At 54.5% G+C, this 23,559-nt stretch carries 20 protein-coding genes; 1 reads left to right on the top strand and 19 read right to left on the bottom strand.

Annotated elements, in window-relative coordinates:
* Nucleotides 1–32 precede the first annotated feature (32 nt).
* From AC6I8D_RS03620 to rpsB, 19 genes are all read right to left on the bottom strand, one after another.
* Nucleotides 33–422 (bottom strand): VOC family protein, encoded by a 390-nt coding sequence (locus AC6I8D_RS03620; protein ID WP_312759301.1) that lies wholly within the window; start codon nucleotides 420–422, stop codon nucleotides 33–35.
* A 70-nt stretch (nucleotides 423–492) separates the two neighbouring features.
* Complete coding sequence (locus tag AC6I8D_RS03615; RefSeq protein ID WP_312056769.1) at nucleotides 493–2,643, bottom strand: lysine decarboxylase LdcC; 2,151 nt, start codon at nucleotides 2,641–2,643, stop codon at nucleotides 493–495.
* 167 nt (nucleotides 2,644–2,810) lie between these two features.
* The gene (accA, locus tag AC6I8D_RS03610) at nucleotides 2,811–3,767 is read right to left on the bottom strand and encodes an acetyl-CoA carboxylase carboxyl transferase subunit alpha (RefSeq protein WP_031375289.1); all 957 of its coding nucleotides are present in this window, start codon (nucleotides 3,765–3,767) and stop codon (nucleotides 2,811–2,813) included.
* Nucleotides 3,768–3,779: 12 nt separating this feature from the next.
* Nucleotides 3,780–7,262: a DNA polymerase III subunit alpha gene (dnaE, locus tag AC6I8D_RS03605; protein ID WP_046289208.1), complete on the bottom strand. Its 3,483-nt coding sequence runs from the start codon at nucleotides 7,260–7,262 to the stop codon at nucleotides 3,780–3,782.
* 31 nt (nucleotides 7,263–7,293) lie between these two features.
* A complete protein-coding gene (gene rnhB / locus AC6I8D_RS03600; RefSeq protein ID WP_312056766.1) occupies nucleotides 7,294–7,920 on the bottom strand; it encodes a ribonuclease HII in 627 nt (208 codons plus the stop codon).
* Entirely contained in the window at nucleotides 7,913–9,061 is a 1,149-nt protein-coding gene (lpxB, locus tag AC6I8D_RS03595; RefSeq protein ID WP_312056764.1) for a lipid-A-disaccharide synthase, read from the bottom strand. Before lpxB ends, rnhB begins: the two co-directional genes overlap by 8 nt.
* Nucleotides 9,062–9,064: 3 nt before the next feature.
* On the bottom strand, nucleotides 9,065–9,853 hold the full coding sequence (lpxA, locus tag AC6I8D_RS03590) for an acyl-ACP--UDP-N-acetylglucosamine O-acyltransferase (protein WP_312056763.1): 789 nt from the start codon (nucleotides 9,851–9,853) through the stop codon (nucleotides 9,065–9,067).
* A 3-nt stretch (nucleotides 9,854–9,856) separates the two neighbouring features.
* The gene (gene fabZ / locus AC6I8D_RS03585; protein WP_031375286.1) at nucleotides 9,857–10,312 is read right to left on the bottom strand and encodes a 3-hydroxyacyl-ACP dehydratase FabZ; all 456 of its coding nucleotides are present in this window, start codon (nucleotides 10,310–10,312) and stop codon (nucleotides 9,857–9,859) included.
* 152 nt (nucleotides 10,313–10,464) lie between these two features.
* On the bottom strand, nucleotides 10,465–11,490 hold the full coding sequence (gene lpxD / locus AC6I8D_RS03580) for a UDP-3-O-(3-hydroxymyristoyl)glucosamine N-acyltransferase (RefSeq protein ID WP_031375285.1): 1,026 nt from the start codon (nucleotides 11,488–11,490) through the stop codon (nucleotides 10,465–10,467).
* A gap of 3 nt (nucleotides 11,491–11,493) precedes the next feature.
* Nucleotides 11,494–11,991: a molecular chaperone Skp gene (skp, locus tag AC6I8D_RS03575; RefSeq protein WP_003852644.1), complete on the bottom strand. Its 498-nt coding sequence runs from the start codon at nucleotides 11,989–11,991 to the stop codon at nucleotides 11,494–11,496.
* Between the two features lie 110 nt (nucleotides 11,992–12,101).
* Complete coding sequence (gene bamA, locus AC6I8D_RS03570) at nucleotides 12,102–14,513, bottom strand: outer membrane protein assembly factor BamA (RefSeq protein ID WP_312056760.1); 2,412 nt, start codon at nucleotides 14,511–14,513, stop codon at nucleotides 12,102–12,104.
* Nucleotides 14,514–14,564: 51 nt separating this feature from the next.
* A complete protein-coding gene (gene rseP / locus AC6I8D_RS03565) occupies nucleotides 14,565–15,914 on the bottom strand; it encodes a sigma E protease regulator RseP (RefSeq protein WP_312056759.1) in 1,350 nt (449 codons plus the stop codon).
* Between the two features lie 12 nt (nucleotides 15,915–15,926).
* Complete coding sequence (gene cdsA / locus AC6I8D_RS03560) at nucleotides 15,927–16,784, bottom strand: phosphatidate cytidylyltransferase (protein ID WP_312056758.1); 858 nt, start codon at nucleotides 16,782–16,784, stop codon at nucleotides 15,927–15,929.
* Nucleotides 16,785–16,802: 18 nt separating this feature from the next.
* Complete coding sequence (gene ispU, locus AC6I8D_RS03555; RefSeq protein WP_312056756.1) at nucleotides 16,803–17,555, bottom strand: (2E,6E)-farnesyl-diphosphate-specific ditrans,polycis-undecaprenyl-diphosphate synthase; 753 nt, start codon at nucleotides 17,553–17,555, stop codon at nucleotides 16,803–16,805.
* A 177-nt stretch (nucleotides 17,556–17,732) separates the two neighbouring features.
* Nucleotides 17,733–18,929 carry a 1-deoxy-D-xylulose-5-phosphate reductoisomerase gene (gene ispC, locus AC6I8D_RS03550; protein WP_312056755.1) on the bottom strand — a complete coding sequence of 399 codons (1,197 nt, stop codon included), beginning with the start codon at nucleotides 18,927–18,929 and terminating at the stop codon, nucleotides 17,733–17,735.
* A gap of 115 nt (nucleotides 18,930–19,044) precedes the next feature.
* Nucleotides 19,045–19,602 carry a ribosome recycling factor gene (frr, locus tag AC6I8D_RS03545; protein ID WP_031375279.1) on the bottom strand — a complete coding sequence of 186 codons (558 nt, stop codon included), beginning with the start codon at nucleotides 19,600–19,602 and terminating at the stop codon, nucleotides 19,045–19,047.
* Between the two features lie 143 nt (nucleotides 19,603–19,745).
* Nucleotides 19,746–20,471 (bottom strand): UMP kinase, encoded by a 726-nt coding sequence (pyrH, locus tag AC6I8D_RS03540; protein WP_031375278.1) that lies wholly within the window; start codon nucleotides 20,469–20,471, stop codon nucleotides 19,746–19,748.
* 157 nt (nucleotides 20,472–20,628) lie between these two features.
* Complete coding sequence (tsf, locus tag AC6I8D_RS03535) at nucleotides 20,629–21,480, bottom strand: translation elongation factor Ts (protein ID WP_031375277.1); 852 nt, start codon at nucleotides 21,478–21,480, stop codon at nucleotides 20,629–20,631.
* A 181-nt stretch (nucleotides 21,481–21,661) separates the two neighbouring features.
* The gene (gene rpsB / locus AC6I8D_RS03530) at nucleotides 21,662–22,387 is read right to left on the bottom strand and encodes a 30S ribosomal protein S2 (RefSeq protein ID WP_031375276.1); all 726 of its coding nucleotides are present in this window, start codon (nucleotides 22,385–22,387) and stop codon (nucleotides 21,662–21,664) included.
* Nucleotides 22,388–22,703: 316 nt separating this feature from the next.
* On the opposite strand from rpsB, the gene map reads away from it, so the two are divergent.
* Nucleotides 22,704–23,498, top strand: coding sequence for a type I methionyl aminopeptidase (map, locus tag AC6I8D_RS03525; RefSeq protein WP_312056752.1), 795 nt, complete (start codon nucleotides 22,704–22,706; stop codon nucleotides 23,496–23,498).
* The last annotated feature ends 61 nt before the right edge of the window (nucleotides 23,499–23,559 follow it).

Here is a 23,559-nt window from a genome sequence, read left to right as displayed (position 1 = left end):
GCCACCGGATGTGGCCCACCGAGCGCGCTATTTTACGCCTGATAAAGCTCCAGCGGCAAACCATCTGGATCGGCAAAGAAAGTGCACTGTTTGCCGGTCAGTTCATCGATGCGGATCGGCTCGCACACTACCCCTTTCTGCGCCAGGGTTGCGACCGCCGCTGCAACATCCGGCACGGTGAATGCCAGATGACGCAGGCCGCAGGCTTCAGGATGGCTGACCCGCGCCGGCGGCTGAGGGAAAGAGAACAGTTCGATAGTGTACTGACCCTGAAGCGCCAGATCCCCTTTCCATGAGTCGCGGGCTTCGCGGTAATATTCGCCCATCAGGCTGAAGCCGAGCACGTCACAGTAGAACGCTTTGCTGCGCTGATAATCTGACGCGATGATCGCAATGTGGTGGATAGCCGTTAACTGCAGCATTTCAATTCCTTAAGTTCAGACGAGTGCCTACCTTACGCAGGCACCCGCTGGCTGACAATCTACAAAGTTCTTAACCGGCGTCGTTTTTCAGCACCCGAACCCGATATTCACCCTCTTCTGTCAGCGTGGCACCATGAATATCGGTTTCAAAGCCCGGATAGTGACGGCCAATGCTGCACAGCATCAGCAGGAAATCGAGCACCGCACGGCTCTGTTCGGTGATCATCTCTCCCGGCATTACCAGCGGCACGCCCGGCGGATAGGGCAAAATCATGTTGGCTGAGATCCGCCCGACCAGCTGACTGATATCGACCGTTTCGATATTGCCTTTCACCTGCTGCTGGAATGCCTGATGCGGCGTCATCTTCATCTCCGGCAGCACATCAAACGCCTGCAGCATCAGCCGCGGCAGATCGTGATGGCGGATCAACTGATGGATGCCCTGCGCCAGCGTCTGGATCCGCATGTTGCGGTAGAAGTCGGGATCTTCCGCGTAGAGATCCGGCAACATATTTTTCACCCGCAGATTAAGATCGTAAGCGCGTTTGAACTCGGTCAGCCCGCGCAGCACGCTCATCGCCTTGGTTTTGTCGATGCCAATACTGAACAGGAACAGCAGGTTATAGGGACCGGTTTTCTCTACCACGATGCCGCGCTCATCGAGGAATTTAGCCACCAGCGCGGCCGGGATCCCCTCTTCAGCCATCTCACCCAGTTCGCTCATGCCCGGCGTCAGGATAGTGACCTTGATCGGATCGAGATACATATGATCGCGATCGGCCTGGGTAAAGCCGTGCCACGCCTCGTCGCCTGGCTGGATCGGCCAGCATTGCGCCTCATCAATCTGTTCCGGCTGCCAGATATCAAAGAACCAGCTGTCAGACTCTTCGCGCAGGCGCTGGATCTCGCGACGGAAATGCAGAGCACGTTCCACCGAACGATTGATCAGTCGTTTGCCCGGATTACCGCGCAGCATCGCCGCCGCGGTTTCAATCGACGAGACAATGGCGTAGTTCGGCGAGGTCGTGGTATGCATCATGTAGGCTTCGTTAAAGGTCTGCTCATCATAGTCGCCTTTAATGTGAATCATCGATGCCTGTGAAAACGCCGCCAGCAGTTTGTGGGTTGACTGGGTTTCATACACCACTTTGCCCGGAATACGTTCGCCACTCATGCCGCTTTTGCCGGCATAAATCGGGTGGAAGTTGGTATAGGGAACCCAGGCGGAATCAAAGTGGATCGACGGCACATCCAGCGTCTCTTTGATGTACTGGGTGTTATACAGCAGGCCGTCATAGGTCGAGTTAGTGATCACCGCATGGACCGGCCAGCTGGCACGCTCGGTGGTCGCCACTTTTTGCGTGATGCTGGCGCGAGTGAATTCCTGTTTTGGAATACCACCAAGGATACCCAGCGCATTGCGGGTTGGCTTCAGCCAGATCGGGATCAGATCGCTCATCATCAGCAGATGGGTCAGCGACTTGTGGCAGTTACGGTCAATAAGCACCGTGCTGCCGGCGGACGCCGCGTACATCCCGACAATTTTATTGGAGGTCGAGGTGCCGTTGGTCACCATGTAACTCTGTTCAGCGCCAAAGGTGCGCGCCACATACTCTTCCGCTTCAAGATGCGGGCCGGTGTGATCGAGCAGCGAGCCGAGTTCCGTCACCGAAATTGAGATATCGGACTTCAGGGTGTTGGCGCCGAAGAAATCATAGAACAGGCAGCCGACCGGGCTTTTCTGAAAGGCGGTGCCCGCCATGTGACCGGGCGTGCAGAAGGTGTACTTACCCTCTTTGACGTAGGTGAACAACGCTTTAGTCAGCGGTGGCGTGATGTGGTCAATATAGTCATCGGTGTACTGACGGATATGCAGCGCGATATCGTCGGCTGCGTTGAGCGCGTATTCAAAGAAGTGCAGCGGCATCCGCATCTCATTGACGCTGATATCCATCTGCGAATGGGTATTGATGAAAGCATAGAGCGGCAGGTATTCATTGAGCTGATTGATCTCGCCGCACAGTTCCGGGCTGTTGTGCGCATCCCAGTCAAAGATCACCCCGCTTATACGCGGATTGTGTTCAATCAGCTTGAGCAGATCGTCGCTGTTTCTCGGATAAAGTAGCTGAAAACCTTGCAGATTTAATGCCGCGTCGAGTTCACGCAACGGCTCATCTTTATAAAACACGCCGTGCGCGCCCATGATCGCCAGAATATTCAATGCTCACCTCCCTTTGTCGTGGCATCGGGTAAGCATATACGCTAACCGATTGAAGGTGTAGGCGGAGAGCAGTGCAGGCGGCGGGGCATGCGGAATATCGGGCAGAGTGAGGCTGGCGGCATAAAAAAAGCGGACCGGAGTCCGCTTTGTTTTGACCATCAGCCTAATCAGGCGTAGCCGTAGCTCATCAGACGCTGATAACGACGATCCAGCAGCTCTTCCGTGCTCAGACCGTCGAGATCGGCCAGGTCGGCCAGCAGTTGCTGTTTCAGCGACTGCGCCATATCGACCGGATGACGATGCGCACCGCCTAACGGCTCAGGAATAACCGAGTCGATCAGCTTCAGCTCTTTCAGACGGTGAGCGGTAATGCCCATCGCTTCCGCAGCCAGAGGCGCTTTGTCAGCGCTCTTCCACAGAATCGAAGCACAGCCTTCCGGAGAGATCACCGAATAGGTGCTGTACTGCAGCATGTTAACTTTATCGCCCACGCCAATCGCCAGCGCACCACCGGAACCGCCTTCGCCAATCACCGTACAGATGACCGGCACTTTCAGACCCGACATCTCACGCAGGTTGCGCGCAATGGCTTCTGACTGACCACGCTCTTCGGCGCCCACGCCCGGATAGGCGCCAGGGGTGTCGATGAAGGTGATGATAGGCATTTTAAACCGCTCAGCCATTTCCATCAGGCGCAGCGCTTTACGGTATCCTTCCGGTGCTGGCATACCAAAGTTACGACGAATTTTCTCTTTGGTTTCACGGCCCTTCTGGTGGCCGATGATCATCACCGGACGGCCGTCAAGACGCGCAATACCGCCGACAATGGCTTTGTCATCCGCATAAGCACGGTCACCCGCCAGCTCATCGAAATCGTCGAATGCGTTACGGACGTAATCAAAGGTATAAGGACGCAAAGGATGGCGCGCCAGTTGAGCGATTTGCCATGCGCCTAAATCGGCAAAGATTTTACGGGTCAGCTCAACGCTTTTTTCGCGCAGACGCTGAACTTCTTCATCCAGATTAACGTGTTTATCATCCTGACGACCAATCGACGTCAGCGAATCAATCTTCGCTTCCAGTTCTGCGATCGGCTGTTCAAAATCCAGGTAATTAAGACTCATAATGTTCCTGTTTTAGTCAAACTCCAGTTCCACCTGCTCCGATCCAATCAACGAGCGCAGATCGTTAAGTAAACGATCGCTGGGCGAAATTCGCCACGCTGCACCAAAGCGCAGCTTCGCTCGCGCGTCGGCTCTCTGATAGTAGAGATGCACCGGAATAGTCCCTGAGCGATGGGGTTCCAGGGACTGACGGAGTCGGTTTAATAGCTGGTCATCAATTTGCCTGTCCGTCAGCGATATAGCAAGTCCGCGCGCGTATTTTTCGCGCGCTTCGTCGATGTCCATGACTTCCCGGGCGGTCATTTTAAGGCCGCCGCTGAAGTCATCAAAGCTGACCTGTCCGCTGACGATCAGGATACGGTCTTTCTCCAGCAACTGCTGGTATTTGTCTAACGCATCGGTAAATAACATCACCTCAAGACGGCCGGAACGGTCGTCCAGAGTACAGATACCAATTCGGTTGCCGCGTTTGGTCACCATTACGCGTGCAGCGATCACCAGACCGGCCGCGACGGTAATTTTACCGCGATCGGTCGGATGCATATCTTTCAGCCGCACCCCGCCGACGTAACGCTCAATTTCTTTCAGATACTGATTAATCGGGTGGCCGGTAAGGTATAACCCCAGCGTTTCCCGTTCGCCATCCAGCTGAACCTGCTCTGGCCACGGCGTGACGCTGGCGTAGGATTTCTCTACCTGCTCCGGCTCATCGGCCAGCACGCCAAACATGTCTGCCTGTCCAATCGCTTCCGCTTTAGCATGCTGATCGGCTGCTTTCAGCGCATCGCTGAGTGAACTCATCAGCGCGGCGCGGTGCGGTCCGAGGCGATCAAAGGCGCCGGACATGATCAATTTTTCCATTACCCGGCGGTTAATCTTTTTGGTATCGGTCCGGGCGCAGAGATCAAACAGTTCGCGGAAGTAGCCGCCTTCGTTACGGGCGTCGATGATCGCTTCGATCGGCCCTTCACCGACACCTTTGATGGCACCGATACCGTAGACGATCTCACCTGCCTCATTGACGTGGAACTGATACAGGCCGGAGTTGATGTCCGGCGGCAGGACCTTCAGCCCCATACGCCAGCATTCATCAACCAGGCCCACCACCTTCTCGGTGTTGTCCATATCAGCCGTCATTACCGCAGCCATAAACTCGGCCGGATAGTGGGCTTTCAGCCACAGCGTCTGATAAGAGACCAGCGCATACGCGGCGGAGTGGGACTTGTTAAAGCCGTAGCCAGCAAATTTTTCAACCAGATCGAAGATCTTCATCGACAGTTCGCCGTCGATGCCCATTCTTTCTGCACCGTCACGGAATACCGACCGCTGCTTGGCCATCTCTTCCGGTTTCTTTTTACCCATTGCACGGCGCAGCATGTCCGCCCCGCCGAGGGTATAGCCGGAGAGCACCTGGGCGATCTGCATCACCTGTTCCTGATAGAGAATAATGCCGTAGGTCGGTTCAAGCACCGGCTTCAGGCTCTCATGCTGCCACTGAATATCAGGATAAGAGATCGCTTCACGGCCATGTTTACGGTCAATGAAGTTATCCACCATGCCGGATTGCAACGGACCTGGACGGAACAGCGCCACCAGCGCGATCATATCTTCAAAGCAGTCAGGCTTCAGACGCTTAATCAGATCTTTCATGCCGCGCGATTCAAGCTGGAACACCGCCGTGGTTTCCGAGCGCTGCAGCATGTCGAAGCTTTTTTTATCGTCCAGCGGGATGGCGGCGATATCGATCGGCTCCAGTCCCTGCTTTTCCCGGCGCGGGTTGATCATCTTCAGCGCCCAGTCGATGATGGTCAGAGTACGCAGGCCGAGGAAGTCAAACTTCACCAGCCCGGCATATTCCACATCATTCTTGTCGAACTGCGTCACCGGGAACTGGCCGTTTTCGTCGCAGTAAAGCGGGGCAAAATCGGTAATTTTGGTCGGCGCGATCACCACGCCACCAGCATGTTTACCGGCATTACGCGTGACGCCTTCCAGCTTACGCGCCATATCGATCAGCGCTTTAACCTCTTCGTCCGCGTCATACATGGCCGGCAGCTGCGGCTCAGCAATAAAGGCTTTTTCCAGCGTCATGCCGGGATCGGGCGGGATCAGCTTTGAAATACGATCGACGAAACCGTAAGGATGCCCCAGCACGCGGCCGACATCGCGGATGACAGCTTTCGCCGCCATGGTACCAAAGGTAATGATCTGCGAAACTGCTTCACGCCCGTACATATCCGCGACATGTTCAATCACCTGATCGCGCTTTTCCATACAGAAATCGACGTCGAAGTCGGGCATCGAAACACGTTCCGGGTTAAGAAAACGTTCGAACAGCAGATCAAATTCCAGCGGGTCGATATCGGTGATTTTCAGCGCATAGGCCACCAGCGAGCCTGCACCGGATCCACGGCCCGGCCCGACCGGCACGCCGTTATCCTTCGACCACTGGATAAACTCCATCACGATCAGGAAGTAGCCGGGGAAGCCCATCTGGTTGATAACGTTGAGCTCAATCTCAAGGCGTTCATCATATTCCGGGCGTTTTTCGGCGCGTTCGGCTTCGTCAGGGAACAGGAAAGCCAGACGCTCTTCCAGCCCTTCGCGCGATTTCACCACCAGATAATCTTCGGTGGTCATGTCACCGGTCGGGAATTGCGGCAGGAAGTACTCACCCAGCCGGACCGTGACGTTACAACGCTTAGCAATCTCTACGCTGTTTTCCAGCGCTTCCGGGATGTCCGAAAACAGCTCGCACATCTCCGCTTCGCTGCGCATATATTGCTGAGGACTGTAGTTGCGCGGACGTTTTGGATCGTCCAGCGTGTAGCCATCGTGAATCGCAACGCGAATTTCGTGGGCGTCAAAATCCTCTTCATTGATGAAGCAGACTTCGTTGGTGGCGACGACCGGCACACCTTCAGCGATCGCCAGTTCAACTGCCGCGTGCAGATAGCTCTCTTCATCCTGACGACCGGTGCGCACCAGTTCCAGGTAATACCGATCGGCAAAATGCTGCTGATAAAACGCCAGACACTGCGAAACCAATGCCGTATTGCCACGCAGCAGGCTGCGACCGACATCGCCCCGACGTCCACCCGACAGCAGGATTAATCCCTCATTTAGCTCCAGCAGCCAGTCACGATCGATGATCGGTCCGGCCACACCGTAGCCTCGCTGATAGGCGCGCGAAATCAACAGCGTCAGGTTCTGATAACCGGTGTTGTTGGCGGCCAGTACCGTCAGCTGGGTTAACTCATCCCCCATCAGCTCACTGGCCACGTTGAAGTCAGCACCAATGATCGGCTTGATCCCAGCGCTGTGCGCACCACCGTAAAACTTCACCAAACCACACAGGTTGGTGAAATCGGTAATCGCAATCGCGGGCATGCCAAGTGCAGCCGCCTTCTTGATCAGCGGCCCGGTTTTCGCCAGGCCATCAACCATCGAATAGTCGCTATGGACACGCAGATGTATAAAACGGGGTTCAGCCATATCAGTTTCCGGTTAAAACAGTGTCAGGCTATTAAAGCGTATGGGGCTGGCGGGCAGCCAGTACGTCAGCATCGATCAGCGCGTTGCGTACCGGAGCAAAACTGCGACGGTGGTGCGGCGTGGCACCATACTGCGTCAATTTTTCCATGTGCAGCGCCGTAGGATAGCCTTTATGTTGCGCAAAGCCATACTGCGGGAACAGCAGATCGAGTTCCGCCATTTCGCGGTCGCGCGTCACTTTGGCAATGATGGAAGCCGCGCTTATTTCTGCCACCAGACTGTCCCCTTTAACCACCGCCTGCGACGGCATCGGCAGCGCCGGACAGCGGTTGCCATCAATCAGCACGTAGTCAGGCAGGATTTGCAAACCGGCGACCGCGCGCTGCATCGCCAGCATGGTGGCGTGCAGAATATTCAGCTGGTCAATCTCTTCCGGCTCGGCGCGGCCCAGGCTCCAGGCCAGTGCTTTCTCTTTGATTTCGTCATACAGCGCCAGGCGGCGTTTTTCTGACAATTTTTTCGAATCTGCCAGGCCGATAATCGGCTTTGCCGGATCGAGGATCACCGCGGCAGTGACAACCGCGCCGACCAGTGGCCCTCGCCCTACTTCGTCTACGCCGGCAATCAGCCCGACGGCAGGATAGATAAAATCAGGCATTCACCAGCTCCAGTACCGCATCCGCCGCTTGTTCGTCGGCGTTCCAGCGGATCTGTTGATGTAATTCATGAAACGTCTGTAGCAGAGTATCGCGCTCAGGTCCGGCGTGCAGCAGCGGATCTAACGCCGCCGCCAGCGCGTCTGGCTGGCATTCATCCTGCAGCAACTCGGTAACCAACTCGCGCCCGGCCAGCAGGTTCGGCAGCGAAACGTAGGGCGTTTTCACCAGCCGCTTCGCCAGCCAGAAAGTGGCGGGCTTCATCCGGTAACCCACTACCATCGGGCATTTTGCCAGCATGCATTCGAGTGCGGCAGTGCCTGACGCCAGTAATGCGGCGTCGCTCGCAATCATCGCCTCACGCCCATGGCCATCTAACAGATGCATCGGCAGTTCCGGTGCCACCTCAGCTTTAATTTTCTCGAACTGTTCGCGGCGGCGGGCGTTAACCAGCGGCACCACGATCTCCAGCGCCGGATAGTGACGACGCAGCAGGCGGGCCGTTTTGAGAAAATCACCGCTCAGCATCTCGACTTCCGCTCCGCGACTCCCCGGCAGCAGCGCCAGACAGAGCGCATCATCGGCAATCGCCAGATGGCGGCGCGCAGCCAGCTTATCGGGATGCAGCGGCATCGCATCTGCCATGGTATGGCCGATAAAGCGACAGGGAACGTTATAACGATCGTAAAAGGCTTTTTCAAACGGCAGAAACGCCAGCACCAGATCGGTGTTGCGGCCAATCTTGAACACGCGTTTTTGCCGCCATGCCCAGACTGACGGGCTGACGTAATGAATAGTGCGAATCCCCGCGCGCTTGAGGTTGCCTTCCAGCGTGATATTAAAATCGGGCGCATCGATACCGACGAACACATCGGGCCGCAGTTCGCTGAAGCGCTGAGTGAGATCGCGGCGAATCATCAGCAGACGTCGCAGTCGGCCCAGCACTTCGACGATGCCCATCACCGCCAGCTCTTCCATTTCGTACCAGGCTTCACACCCTTCCGCCTGCATCAACGGACCGGCTACGCCAACAAAGCGAGCCTCAGGATGGCGCGCTTTTAACGCACGGATCAGACCTGCACCAAGAATATCGCCGGAGGTTTCTCCGGCGACCAGGGCAATCGTTAAAGGACGCGCTGACATGGATTAACGAATTAATCCACGGGTTGAGCGGGCAAAGAAATCGTAGAAAGGCTGCACTTCGCTGTGCTGCTTCGCGATCGCTTCAATTTCAGGCTTCACTTCATCCAGCGTTCTGCCGCTGCGATAAAGTAATTTGTAAGCGTTGCGGATCGCGTGCAATGACTCTTTACTGAAGCCACGGCGTTTCAGACCTTCAATGTTGATCCCGAACGGCGTGGCGTGGTTGCCCTGGGCAATCACATAAGGTGGTACATCCTGCGCGACGCCAGAACAGCCGCCAACCATCACATGCGCGCCAATCGTGCACCACTGGTGCACCGCCGTCATGCCGCCAATAATGGCGAAATCATCGACCGTAACGTGACCACCCAGAGTGGCGTTGTTGGCGAAGATGCAGCGGTTGCCGATTACGCAGTCATGCGCAATGTGCGCATTCACCATCAGCAGATTATCGCTGCCGACCTGGGTGACATGGCCGCCCTGGATGGTGCCGCGATGAATCGTCACGCTTTCACGAATGCGGTTGCGATCGCCGATTTCAACACGCGTTGGTTCACCGGCATATTTCAAATCCTGATTCACTTCACCAATTGAGGCGAACTGATAGATCTGGTTATCTTTGCCGATACGTGTATGGCCATTAATCACGACGTGTGATTTCAGGACCGTTCCTTCACCGATCTCAACGTTGGCCCCAATAAAGCAGAACGGACCAATGTGAACGTTAGCGCCAATGATGGCACCTTCTTCGATGACAGAGCTGGCATGGATAGTGGCGGTTGGATCAATCACGAATTATGCCTCCCGGCTACGGGCACACATCATGGTCGCTTCACAAACGATTTTGCCATCGACGGTCGCCACGCCTTTAAAGCGGGTCAGACCACGGCGGGTTTTCTCGAAAGTGACTTCCATGATCATTTGATCGCCCGGCACAACCGGACGCTTGAAGCGAGCATCGTCGATGCCAGCAAAGTAGTAGAGTTCACCCGGCTCCAGTTTACCCACGCTTTTAAACGCCAGAATACCGGTGGCCTGCGCCATCGCTTCCAGGATCAGAACGCCAGGAAAAATCGGTTTACCAGGGAAGTGCCCCTGGAAAAACGGTTCATTAACAGAAACGTTCTTCACTGCGCGCAGGTATTTGTGCTCTTCAAATTCCAGCACGCGATCTACCAGCAGAAACGGATAGCGGTGCGGCAGCAGCTCTAAAATCTCTTCAATTTTCAGAGTATGAGTTTCAGTAGTCAAAATACTCTTCCTGTCCTAAAAATCTGATGACATCAATAACACGGCCTGCACAGATCAACATGATCTTCCGCAGGCCGCAAATAGGTTCTGTGGCGCCTGGCTTCCCTGCTTAACACTTTTATTATGAAAGCCGGTCAGTTTTGGGATGGCGGTCAGTCGTCTTTACCGACCTTGCGCTCGATGGCTTTTAAGCGTTTGCTCATGTCATCGATGTTCATCACCAGCGCTGCAGTTTTGCGCCAGGTTTTGTTGGGTTGTAGCGGAATGCCTGACGAGTATACACCAGGCTCTGTGATCGGACGCATGACCATGCCCATACCGGTCACGGTGACTTTGTCACAGATTTCCATATGTCCGTTAATGACGCTGGCACCGCCAATCATACAATAACGACCAATTTTTAAACTACCCGCCATGATCACACCGCCTGCAACCGCAGTATTGTCACCAATAACCACGTTGTGGGCGATCTGACACTGGTTGTCTATGATAACACCATTGCCGATCAGAGTGTTATCCAGCGCACCGCGATCGATGGTAGTACAGGCACCTATTTCCACGCGATCGCCGATAATCACTGCGCCTAACTGGGGGATTTTCACCCAGTTGCCGCGATCGTTGGCGTAACCAAAGCCATCAGAACCGATAACGGTGCCGGACTGAATCAGACAATCCTGACCGATCTGAATCTCGTGATACACAGAGACATTGGCCCACAGACGCGTGCCGCTGCCGATGCGGGTCTTTTTGCCGACAAAACAGCCGGCGCCAATCACTACGTTGTCACCCAGTTCGACCTCTGCCTCAATCACCGCATTCGCGCCAATGGCCACGTTTGCGCCAAGGCGGGCGCTGGGATCAATGACGGCGCTGGGCGCAATGTTTTGTGCCGGTTGAGGCGTGGTATCGAGTATTTGCGCCATACGCGCATACGTCAGGTAAGGATTTTTCACCACCAACGCTGCGGTGTGGCACCACTCCAGATCCGCTTCCGTCAGCACCACGGCTGAGGCCTTAATCAGGGCGAGTTGCTCGCGGTAACGGCTGTTTGCAAGAAAAGTGATTTGGCCAGTTGTGGCGGATTGCATAGAAGCAATGCCGGAGATGACGATATCGCCATCTCCGTGCAATTCTGCATCCAACTGCTGGGCTAAATCAGCCAGTCGAATAGATGACATCAATTATTTAACCTGTTTCAGCACGTCAGCAGTGATGTCTTTTGCGTTTGACGCATAAGCCACCGCATTCGCGTCGATTACGACGTCGTAACCATCGCTGTCAGCGACTTTCTTCACGGCATCCTGAATACGGCTCAGCAGCTTGTTACGCTCTTCCATCTGACGACGACGGTTGTCCTGCTCGAAAGCCTGCGCTTTAGAGGAGAAAGCTTCACGCTGTGACATCACGTCTTTTTCCATGCGGCTGCGTTCGCTGGCCTTCATGGTAGAACCGTCACGCTGCAGACGCTGCATTTTGGTTTGCAGATCGCGTTCCTGGCTCTGCAGCTCAGTCGCACGGCCTTTGAACTCATTTTCCAGCTGTTTAGCAACAGTCGCACGTTGCGGTAACTGTTGGAAAATGCTGGACACGTTTACCACTGCAATTTTGTCAGCAGCCTGAACACCAGCGGAAACCGCTAAAGCAAGACCCAGACCTGCGGCACACAACAACTTTTTCACTATAAACTCCTTACCATCAACGTTTGTGTCAGCGACACAGTGTTTGCCCCGGAACAGCCACTTGAGCTGCCCGGTGGCAATACTTCAGCTATGCATCCATGCGCAGAACATTACCAGGTTTTACCGATGTTAAACTGGAATTGCTCTGACTTGTCTCCCTCGATTTTCTTGATCGGCTGGGCGTAAGAGAACACCAGTGGGCCGAGCGGCGACATCCACTGCAGCGCAATACCGCTTGATACACGGATATTGTTTGGATCACTGTAGTCAGGAATGCCGGCAGCACGCGTCTCCGCGGTATTTTCCCACTTGGTATCCCACACTGTACCGGCATCGACAAACACCGAGGTACGAACCGAGTTAGCATACTTCTCGCTCAGGAACGGCGTTGGCGTAATCAGCTCCAGGCTGGCAATCGCCATGGCGTTACCGCCCACCGCATCATCCGACTTACAGATACCGTTTGGATCGGCGATCCGGCAGTTGGACGAGTTGTTATTGTAGTACGCAGCCTTCGGACCAATGGTATTGGACTGGAAGCCACGCACGGTGCTGGAACCACCGGCATAGAAGTTCTCGTAGAACGGCATCTCTTTGCCGTCGAGACCATCGCCATAACCGACACGTCCACGGCCCAACAGCACCCAGGTACGATCCTGGTTAATCGGCACATATTGCTGTGTGTCCAGCGTGGCCTTATAGAAGCTGTTATCTGAGCCCGGAATCGTCACCTTACCGTTCAGGTTGGTGCGGTTACCGGAGGTCGGGAAGAATCCGCGGTCAAGGGTGTTGTAAGTCCAGCCGTAGTTAAAGGTGAAGTCATCTGCTGAGAAATCGCCTTCATCATTGAGCTGTTGTGGCTTGCCGACCGAATTAAGATAACGCCACATCGCAACCTGCGGCTGCATGTTTGATAGGTCATTATGGACATAGCCCAGACCGACACGCAGGGTGTTATTCTCGTTAATCGGGAAGCCAAGCGTACCGTCCAGACCATAACTTTTGTTGGTATAGTCAGAAAGATCGGCGTTATCCGCTTTAAAGTCGTTATAGAACAGGCGACCGCCCAGACTCACGCCGTCAACGGTGAAGTACGGGTCAGTCAGCGAGAACTCGGCATAGGTCTGGTAATCGTTTTTGGTGCCGCTGATACCAACGGTATTACCGGTTCCCAGCCAGTTATCCTGCGTTACGCCGACCTGGAAGCTGACGCCACTTTCGGTGCCGTAGCCGACGCCGAAGTTAAAGGTACCGGTGTTACGCTCTTTAACTTTGTAGACCACGTCAACCTGGTCAGGTGAGCCTGGCACACGCTGCGTATCGACATCGACCGTTTCGAAGTAGCCGGTACGGTTCAGACGTTCTTTGCCCTGCTCTACCAGATCGCTGCCCAGCCATGCCCCTTCCATCTGACGCATTTCGCGACGCAGCACCGAATCTTTTGAGGTGTCGTTGCCTTCGAAACGGACATTACGGACGTAGTAGCGGTTGCCGGCATCGACGTTGATATGCAGTTTTACGGTTTTATCAGCATCGTTGATTTCCGGCTGGGTGACCACGCGCGGATAGGCATAACCATAGCGCCCCAGCAGCTTCTTGATCTCATCTTCCATCTTGGTGACTTTCGCGCCGTTATACAGCTCGCCCGCCGGAATCTTGGTCAGATGTTCAATTTCTGCTGAATGACCTGCCATGCTGCCGTTGACGATCACGCCAGCGATTTTGTACTGATCGCCTTCGGTGATGTTAACGGTAATGTAGATGCCCTTCTTATCCGGCGTCAGGCTGACCTGCGTGGAATCGATGTTGAAGCGGGCATAACCACGATCGAGATAGAAGCTGCGCAGGGTTTCAAGGTCACCCGCCAGTTTCTGTTTCTGGTATTTACGATCGCCGACCACGTTCCACCACGGCACTTCATCGCGCAGCTGGAAACGGGAAATCAATTCGTCAGAGCTAAAGGCTTTGTTACCGACGATGTTGATCTGCTGAATTTTGGCAGAGACACCTTCGGTGAACACCAGCTTCAGATCGACACGGTTACGCGGCAGCGGCGTAACCACAGCTTTCACGCTGGCAGTATATTTACCGACGCTGTAGTAGAAGTCCTCCAGTCCCTTCTCAATCGAAGAGATCATGGTACGGTCCAGCGCTTCGCCGACCCGTACGCCTGAGGCTTCCAGATTTTGTTTGAGCTGATCCTCTTTCACCGCTTTGTTACCGGTGAAGGTAATGCTGGCAATGGTAGGACGTTCTTTGACCTGGACAATCAGCGTTGTACCGTCTCGCAGGACCTGAACATCCTCAAAGTTGCCAGTAGCGAACAGCGAGCGAATGGTATTTCTGACATCATCGTCATTCACCGTATCGCCAACCCGTACTGGCATGCTCAGCAGAGCCGCGCCGACGGCGACTCGCTGCAGCCCTTCGAAATGAATATCCTTCACCACGAAATCGTCTGCACCGTAAACGGTGGCGCTGCTAAACAGCAGCGACGCTATGAGCAACTTTTTCATCGCCATCGTTATTATGCGTTTTCCTAACACATCCCTCGAATGTTCGCGTTCCCGCGATTACAGACGTGAGAAATCATTGAAAAGTGCAAGCCCCATTAACAGCACCAGTAAAATCGAACCGATGCGATAACTAAAGTCCTGAACTCGCTCGGACACCGGTCCCCCCTTGATCTTTTCGATCGCCAGGAAGAGCAAGTGCCCACCATCTAAAACCGGCAGAGGGAACAGATTGATGATGCCCAGGTTGACGCTAATCAACGCCAGAAACATCAGGTAGTAAATCAATCCATACTCTGCTGACAATCCTGCACCCTGCGCAATCGATATTGGCCCGCTCAGGTTGTTCAGCTTTACATCACCGGTTATTAACTTGCCCAGCATAGAGACGGTGAGCTTCATCAGTTGCCAGGTTTTTACACTGGCCTCGCCGATAGCCGCAAACGCGCCATACTGTCTTACCGTTTTATACTCTTCTGGCAGAGGAACAATTCGTGGGATAACTCCCGCAAATCCTTCCGCTTTATTGCCAGGTTTCGCTTCCGGCGTCATCGTCAGCGCGATTGAGTCACCGCCACGATCCACCTCAAGCGCCATGCTTTTGCCCGGGTTGTCCCGGACCTGGGCGACAAACGCCTGCCACTGCGATAATGGCTGACCATCGACTTTAACGATCCTGTCGCCTGCTTGCAAACCGGCTTCACTGGCGGGTGAATTCGCCTGAACTTCGGCCAGCGTGGTTTCTATCTGCGGACCGCGCGGACGAATTCCCAGTGCCACCACCGGATCCTGCTTATCAGGCTCAAACTGCCACTGACGCAAATCCAGCTGCTTCTGCTGCGTGGCATCTTCGCCGAAACGCGCCACGGTTAAGGTGGCATTGCTGTCGCCGATTTTGCCGACCAGCGCCATTCGCACAGCATCCCAGTCAGGCGTTTCGATACCATCGACCGCCTTAAGTTCCATGCCGGGCGTAATTTGCGCTTCCGCAGCTACCGAACCGTTTAAAATTTCGCCAATTACCGGACGTACGCCAGGTACGCCGTGAACGAACACAACCCAGTAGGCAAAGATGGCGAAAAGGAAGTTGGCGACAGGCCCGGCCGCAATAATCGCGGCGCGCTGCCAGATAGCTTTGTTGTTGAACGCCTGATGACGCAGCTCGGCCGGTACGCTCTCAACCCGTTCGTCGAGCATTTTGACGTAGCCGCCGAGCGGGATCAGCGCGATAACAAATTCGGTACCGTGACGGTCGCGGCGTTGCCAGAGTGACTTACCGAAACCGATGGAGAAGCGCTCGACTTTGACGCCGCAGCGACGAGCGACCCAGAAGTGGCCAAACTCATGTACGGTAATCAGCACGCCCAGCGCGACGATAAAGGCGACAAAACTCCAGAGAATACTCAACATCGTTGCCTGTCCTTAAAGGGTGCGGAACACCAGCAGCAATAAACAGGCAAACACCGGCACCGCCGCAGTCAGACTATCGATGCGATCCAGAATGCCGCCGTGACCGGGAATCAGATGACCGCTGTCTTTAATGCCCGCTTCACGTTTGAACATGCTCTCGGTCAGGTCGCCCAGCACCGAGGCCAGGGTGGCGATAATGGCGCAGATCACCAGCGTGCCTGTTGAGACTGTCAGCGGGGCCAGCGAAGCGAACAGCAGCGCAATCAGCGCCGACGAGACCAGACCGCCGAGGAAACCTTCCCAGGTCTTGCCCGGTGAAACGCGCGGTGCCAGCTTGTGCTTGCCAAACATTTTGCCAAACATATATGCACCGGAATCCGCGCCCCACACCAGCAGCATCACGAACAGTAACCACCAGGCACCGGCAAAATGATCGGTGTCGTAATGATACTGACGCAGCGCCATCATGCCCCAGAAGAAAGGCACCAGCGTTAACACGCCAAACAGTAATCGGAGCGGACGCGAATGGCGCCAGAACGAGGCTGACGCCGGATAAGAGAGCACCAACAGCAGCGCAACGACCCACCACACCAGCGACGCCCAAAGCGATGTCGCGACCTGCGGCAGATGCACATCATGTTGATAGGGTGGCAGGGTGAACAACATCAGCGCCAGCAGCAGCCCACAGAGCACGGCCAGCCAGATGCGTTGTTGACGGGACGCCATACCGGCCAGTTGCCCCCATTCCCAGGCAGCCAGCATGCAGATGACGATAGTTGTAATTGCAAAACCAACCGGCGGTAACCAGAACAGAGCAGCAATTACCAGCGGAATTAATATCAACGCGGTAATCAGACGAGACTTCAGCAAAGGTTACCCCCAGATTGCTCAGGCGCCGCCTGGTGCAGCGCCGCCAAAACGACGCTCCCGCAGAGAGAATGCATTCAGTGCACCTTCAAAAACGTGTTCATCGAAATCCGGCCAGAGCACATCGGTAAAATAGAATTCAGCATAGGCAATTTGCCACAGCAGGAAGTTGCTAATCCGATGCTCTCCCCCGGTCCTTATCACTAAATCCACTGGCGCCAGCTCCTGCATGCAGAGCTGCGACGTCAGGCTCTCTTCGGTAATCTGGTCAGGACGCAGTAAACCTTCCTGCACCTGTTCTGCCAGTTTTTTCACGCCTTCGATAATATCCCAACGGCCGCCATAATTAGCAGCGATGTTGAGCGTCAGGCCATCATTATTTTCAGTCAGCGCCTCAGAACGGCGAATCCGCTCCTGAATACGCGGACTGAACCGGCTGGTATCGCCGATGATGCGTAAACGAACATTGTGCTTGTGCAGGCTCTTCACTTCACTGTCGAGTGCCCAGACAAACAGCTCCATTAATGCGGTCACTTCCTGCGCCGGACGGCTCCAGTTTTCGCTACTGAAGGCGTAGAGCGTCAGGGCCTCAAGATTGTTACTGACGGCAAAGCTGACAGCGCGGCGTACCGATTTCACGCCCGCTTTATGGCCGGAAATACGCAGTTTTCCCTGATTTTTGGCCCAGCGACCGTTGCCATCCATGATAATAGCGACATGGCGCGGACCGGTTCCCTGCTGGTCATCAGTGTTGTTGTGATTGTTAGACGACATAACGCGTACTCTATTCCTTTCATCAGAAATGCTGTGGTTTCTGAATACATTGCGCCCGATCTAAATCCCGGCACCTTGTGCCAGGCTACACCGAATCCGGTGACAGACCGTGAAACGCGAGCCAGCGACTATACCATTTTCACCTGAAGCGAACAAATGGCCTCATAATGATCGGCTTCACGACGTGAAGCGCGACAACATTTCTGTCGCCAGCGCGCGTGCAGTGCGATCGATTTCAAGGACAGCGTCCACCGAATCCGGTTCCGGACACGCCTGCGCCGCCAGCACAGCGCTGTTTAGCGCGGCGATGTCGGTAAAGCGAATCTGGTGATTCAGGAAAGCCGCAACGGCAACCTCGTTGGCAGCATTGAGCGTGGTGGTCGCCGCCTGCCCTGCTTCGCAAGCGTCAATCGCCAGCTTCAGACAGGGATAGCGACCAAAATCAGGTTCTGCAAACGTCAGCGCCGACATGCGGGTGAAATCCAGCGGCGTTACGCCAGCGTGAATACGCGCCGGCCAGGCCATGCTGTGGGCAATCGGCGTACGCATATCAGGAGAACCCAACTGAGCCAGCACGCTGCCATCGCAGTATCGCACCATGGAGTGAATCACCGATTGTGGGTGCAGTATCACTTCCATCTGCGCTGCGCTGGCATTAAACAGCCAACGGGCTTCAATGTACTCAAGACCTTTATTCATCATGGTGGCCGAATCAACGGAGATTTTTCGTCCCATTGACCAGTTCGGATGTGCACAGGCCTGATCCGGCGACATGGCGCTGAGATCCGCTAAATCTGTGTCACGAAAAGGACCACCTGATCCCGTAAGGATAATCGACTCAATGCCGTTATCCCGCAGGTCAGCGTAACCTAACTGATGCTGGATGGTAGCCGGTAAACTCTGAAAAATGGCGTTATGCTCACTGTCGACCGGCAGTAAACGGGCATTATGATGACGCACCGCCTCCATAAACAAACGGCCGCAGGTGACAAGCGATTCTTTATTCGCCAGCAGCACGGTTTTGCCGGCGCGGATCGCCGCCAGCGTCGGCAGCAAACCTGACGCCCCGACAATCGCCGCCATCACCTGATCAACCTCATCCAGCGCCGCCAGCTCGCAGGCTGCCTGAACGCCGGAGAGCACTTCAGTGTTTACCTTGAGTGCTCTCAGTCGCTCACGCAGGGCCGTGGCAGAGGCATCGTCGGCCATTGCGGCATAGCGCGGCTGGAAAGTGGCACACTGTTCGGCCATCAGCGCCACGTTGTGACCGGCAACCAGCGCGGTAACCTGGTAAAGCTCGGGATTGGCGCGAACCACCGCCAGGGTACTGGTGCCGATTGACCCGGTTGAGCCCAGCAGAGTTAATCGCTTCATGATGCTATCCATGTGAAGTCAACAGACGTGCCCGCAGACACAATGTAAAACGCCGCCAGATGTCGCATTCATACGAATACCTCTCTGTACGGCGTTTTTTCCGGCAGTGATGGGATTAGAAATCCATCAGCTCCGTCTCTTTTTCTGACAGTGCAGCATCAACTTTCTTGATGTGTGCATCGGTCATTTTCTGAATTTCATCCTGCGCACGACGCTCGTCGTCTTCGCTGATCTCTTTATCTTTCAGCAGCGCTTTGATTTTATCGTTGGCATCGCGACGGACGTTACGTACCGACACGCGGCCCTGCTCGGCTTCGCCGCGCACGATTTTGATCAGATCTTTACGACGCTCTTCCGTCAGCGCAGGCAGCGGAACACGAATATCCGTACCGGCTGAACTTGGGTTCAGACCCAGATCGGACGTCATGATCGCCTTTTCGACTGCCGGACCGAGTGAGCGATCAAACACGTTGATTTTCAACGTGCGTGAATCTTCCACGGTCACGGAAGCAAGCTGACGCAGTGGCGTTGGCGTGCCGTAATATTCGACGACGATGCCGTCGAGCAGCGAAGGTGAAGCACGACCGGTGCGCACTTTGCTGATGGTGGTTTTGAATGCTTCGACGCATTTATCCATGCGCGTATCAGCATCTTTTTTGATGTCGTTAATCACGTTGAAACCCTTGGATTCGGTTTGACCTGGCCAGTTCCGGCATAACCGGAAGCGGGATCGATAATCATCGATAATCCTGACTGGTGCGCGATGCGTTATCATCGCGCTGACAGAATATACCTTATTTTATCTCGCCTCGGGTATTAATGCGTAATCAGAGTGCCTTCTTTTTCACCCATCACTACACGACGCAGTGCGCCAGGCTTATTCATGTTGAACACGCGGATCGGCAGTTTGTGGTCACGCGCCAGGGTAAAGGCCGCGAGATCCATCACTTTCAGCTCCTGATCCAGCACTTCGGCGTAGGTCAGTTGTTCATACAGCGTCGCGTCCGGGGTTTTCACCGGATCGGCAGAGTACACGCCATCAACCTTGGTCGCTTTCAGCACCACGTCGGCTTCAATCTCAATGCCGCGCAGACAGGCAGCAGAGTCAGTGGTGAAGAACGGGTTACCGGTACCGGCGGAGAAAATCACCACGCGGTTATTGCGCAGCAGGCTAATCGCTTCCGCCCAGCTGTAGTTGTCACAGACGCCATTCAATGGAATCGCCGACATCAGGCGCGCGTTCACATAGGCGCGGTGCAGTGCATCACGCATCGCCAGACCGTTCATCACGGTGGCCAGCATACCCATGTGGTCACCCACTACGCGGTTCATTCCCGCCTGCGCCAGGCCTGCGCCACGGAACAGGTTCCCCCCGCCAATCACAACGCCAACCTGGATGCCCAGTTCAACCAGCTCTTTTACCTCTTGTGCCATACGGTCAAGCACACTCGCGTCGATACCAAAACCTTCAGCGCCTTGCAGTGCTTCGCCGCTCAGTTTTAGCAGGATACGTTGATAAACAGGTTTTGCGTTGGTCGCCATGGTCAGTTCTTCCTGGAAGATAGGGTGATAAGGAGAAGTAAAATCTGATCGATCATCCGCTTACCGCAATGAAATTGCTATTGGGATGAAACTGAAAACGTGTCTGTTGCGGTTCACAGACAAAAAAGAACCGCCTTCTGGCGGTTCTTTCAGAGCATTAAGACTGTTTGGACATGGCTGCAACTTCTGCAGCAAAGTCAGACTCAACTTTCTCGATGCCTTCACCCACTTCGAAGCGGATGAAGTTGATGACGTCAGCGCCCTGCTCTTTCAGAGCCTGGCCAACGGTTTTGCTTGGGTCGATAACGAAAGCCTGACCGGTCAGAGAGACTTCGCCGGTGAATTTCTTCATACGGCCTTCAACCATCTTCTCTGCAATCTCTTTCGGCTTGCCAGACTGCATCGCGATGTCCAGCTGAACCTGGTACTCTTTCTCTACCACGTCTGCAGACACGTCTTCTGGCTTAACGAATTCAGGCTTGCTCGCCGCAACGTGCATCGCGATCTGTTTGATCAGATCTTCGCTTGCGCCGGTGGTTGAAACCAGCACGCCGATACGTGCGCCGTGCAGGTAGCTGCCCAGCTCTGCGCCTTCCAGGATAGCAACGCGGCGGATGTTGATGTTCTCACCGATTTTAGCCACCAGCGCAACGCGCTCTTCTTCGAACTGCGCTTTCAGCACTTCAACGTCAGTGATGCGATCCGCTGCTGCTGCATCCAGAACTTTGTCTGCGAATGCCTGGAAACCACCATCTTTTGCGACGAAGTCAGTCTGGCAGTTCACTTCCAGAATCACACCGTAGTCACCAACGATTTTGGTTTTGATTACGCCATCAGCAGCAACGTTGCCTGCTTTTTTCGCTGCTTTGATTGCGCCAGACTTACGCATGTTCTCAATCGCCAGCTCAATGTCGCCGTTCGCTTCAGTCAGCGCTTTTTTGCAGTCCATCATGCCCGCGCCAGTACGTTCGCGCAGTTCTTTTACCAATGCAGCGGTAATGTCAGCCATTCCAGAATCCTCGGTTCGTGCCTGTGTACGTTTGCACCAGCAGACACTTATTTGCGGAAAATTTACTCTGTCCCGCCGTCCCGAAGGGAGCGTGACAGACTTAGATAAAATAAAGGGGCCAGTATAGGCCCCTTACAGATCACATCTGAATGCTAAGGGCTCTTATGCAGAGCAAACCTTATTAAGCGTTTTCTAAAGACGCTTCTTCAGCTTGCTCAGCCAGGTCCTGAGAGCGGCCTTCGCGAACAGTGGTCGCAACGGCGGTCAGGTACAGGTTTACAGCACGGATCGCATCGTCGTTACCTGGGATAACGAAATCAACGCCATCTGGATCAGAGTTGGTATCAACGATAGCAAATACCGGGATACCCAGGTTGTTTGCTTCTTTGATTGCGATGTGTTCGTGGTCAGCATCGACAACAAACAGTGCGTCTGGCAGACCGCCCATATCTTTGATACCGCCCAGGCTGTTTTCCAGCTTGGCCAGCTCACGCGCACGCATCAGCGCTTCTTTTTTGGTCAGTTTGTCGAAAGTACCATCCTGAGACTGAGTCTCCAGATCTTTCAGACGCTTGATTGACTGACGCACGGTTTTCCAGTTAGTCAGCATGCCACCCAACCAGCGGTGGTTTACGAAGAACTGGTCGCAGCTCAGTGCAGACTCTTTTACCGCTTCAGCAGCAGCGCGCTTAGTACCTACGATCAGGATCTTACCTTTACGGGAAGCGATCTTGTTCAGTTCAGCCAGCGCTTCGTTGAACATAGGAACAGTTTTTTCCAGGTTGATGATGTGAACCTTGTTACGAGCACCAAAGATGAATGGCTTCATTTTTGGGTTCCAGTAACGGGTCTGGTGACCGAAGTGAACACCAGCCTGGAGCATGTCGCGCATGGAAACAGTTGCCATGATAACCTCTAAAGTTTGATTGGGGTTGGGCCTCCATGTATCCCATACGACCGACCTTTTTCAAGGCACCCCGGCGTATGTGTCGATACATGTGTGTTTTAGTACACATAATGAGAGTTATGCGTTTCCTGCTGACCGAAACGGCCATACAGAGAATCGTCGGCGCGCTTTATACCACAATCAGCCCAGGGACGCCAATAAATGATCGCTGACCGCGGCCAGCGTGTTCTCGATTTGGCAGCCCATTTGCTGACTGCTAACATGACAGCACAGAGTTCATTATTGTCGAAAATTTCGACAAATGCGGATTAATTTAATGGCAATTTCAATTAAAACCCCTGAAGAAATCGAAAAAATGCGCGTCGCTGGTCGTCTGGCGGCCGAAGTACTGGAGATGATCGAGCCTCACGTTCAGCCGGGCGTCACCACCGGTGAGCTGGATCGCATCTGCCATGACTACATCACACAGCATCAACAGGCGATTTCTGCCTGTCTGGGCTATCACGGCTTTCCGAAATCGGTCTGCATTTCGGTCAATGAAGTGGTGTGCCACGGCATTCCCAGCGATGACCGCCAGTTAAAAGACGGCGACATTATCAATATTGATGTCACCGTGATTAAAGACGACTACCACGGCGACACCTCTAAGATGTTTATCGTTGGCAAGCCGACCATTCAGGGCGAACGCCTGTGCCGCGTCACCCAGGAGAGTCTCTATCTCTCATTGCGTCTGATTAAGCCCGGCATCCGCCTGCGTGAGCTGGGCCGCGCGATTCAGAAATATGTCGAAGCGAATGACTTCTCGGTGGTGCGTGAGTATTGCGGTCACGGCATCGGCAAGGGCTTCCACGAAGAGCCACAGGTGCTGCATTATGATGCGGATGATGGCGGCGTGGTGCTGCAGGCAGGCATGACGTTTACGGTGGAACCGATGGTGAATGCGGGCGATTACCGCATCCGCACTATGAAAGATGGCTGGACGGTAAAAACCAAAGATCGCAGCTTGTCCGCGCAGTATGAGCATACTATTGTGGTGACGGAAAACGGCTGTGAGATCTTAACCCTGCGCAAAGATGACACTCTGCCTGCGGTGCTGGTTGCTGAAGGGTAATCCCCCCACTACAGAATCAAGCCGGCGCTAAGCCGGCTTTTTTTTGGCTGAAGAAGAGAAA

The sequence above is a fragment of the Pantoea sp. X-Soil-MYKO-1785 genome (assembly GCF_059730675.1).
The sequence above is the reverse complement of the archived record's forward strand: the minus strand, read 5'-3'. Positions and strand labels throughout refer to the sequence as shown.

Coding starts and splice junctions, on each gene's coding strand:
- AC6I8D_RS03620 (WP_312759301.1), bottom strand. CDS start 422: ATGCTGCAGTTAACGGCTATCCACCACATTGCGATCATCGCGTCAGAT.
- accA (WP_031375289.1), bottom strand. CDS start 3,767: ATGAGTCTTAATTACCTGGATTTTGAACAGCCGATCGCAGAACTGGAA.
- dnaE (WP_046289208.1), bottom strand. CDS start 7,262: ATGGCTGAACCCCGTTTTATACATCTGCGTGTCCATAGCGACTATTCG.
- rnhB (WP_312056766.1), bottom strand. CDS start 7,920: ATGCCTGATTTTATCTATCCTGCCGTCGGGCTGATTGCCGGCGTAGAC.
- lpxB (WP_312056764.1), bottom strand. CDS start 9,061: ATGTCAGCGCGTCCTTTAACGATTGCCCTGGTCGCCGGAGAAACCTCC.
- lpxD (WP_031375285.1), bottom strand. CDS start 11,490: ATGTCATCTATTCGACTGGCTGATTTAGCCCAGCAGTTGGATGCAGAA.
- bamA (WP_312056760.1), bottom strand. CDS start 14,513: ATGGCGATGAAAAAGTTGCTCATAGCGTCGCTGCTGTTTAGCAGCGCC.
- rseP (WP_312056759.1), bottom strand. CDS start 15,914: ATGTTGAGTATTCTCTGGAGTTTTGTCGCCTTTATCGTCGCGCTGGGC.
- ispU (WP_312056756.1), bottom strand. CDS start 17,555: ATGTCGTCTAACAATCACAACAACACTGATGACCAGCAGGGAACCGGT.
- ispC (WP_312056755.1), bottom strand. CDS start 18,929: ATGAAGCGATTAACTCTGCTGGGCTCAACCGGGTCAATCGGCACCAGT.
- pyrH (WP_031375278.1), bottom strand. CDS start 20,471: ATGGCGACCAACGCAAAACCTGTTTATCAACGTATCCTGCTAAAACTG.
- tsf (WP_031375277.1), bottom strand. CDS start 21,480: ATGGCTGACATTACCGCTGCATTGGTAAAAGAACTGCGCGAACGTACT.
- rpsB (WP_031375276.1), bottom strand. CDS start 22,387: ATGGCAACTGTTTCCATGCGCGACATGCTCCAGGCTGGTGTTCACTTC.
- map (WP_312056752.1), top strand. CDS start 22,704: ATGGCAATTTCAATTAAAACCCCTGAAGAAATCGAAAAAATGCGCGTC.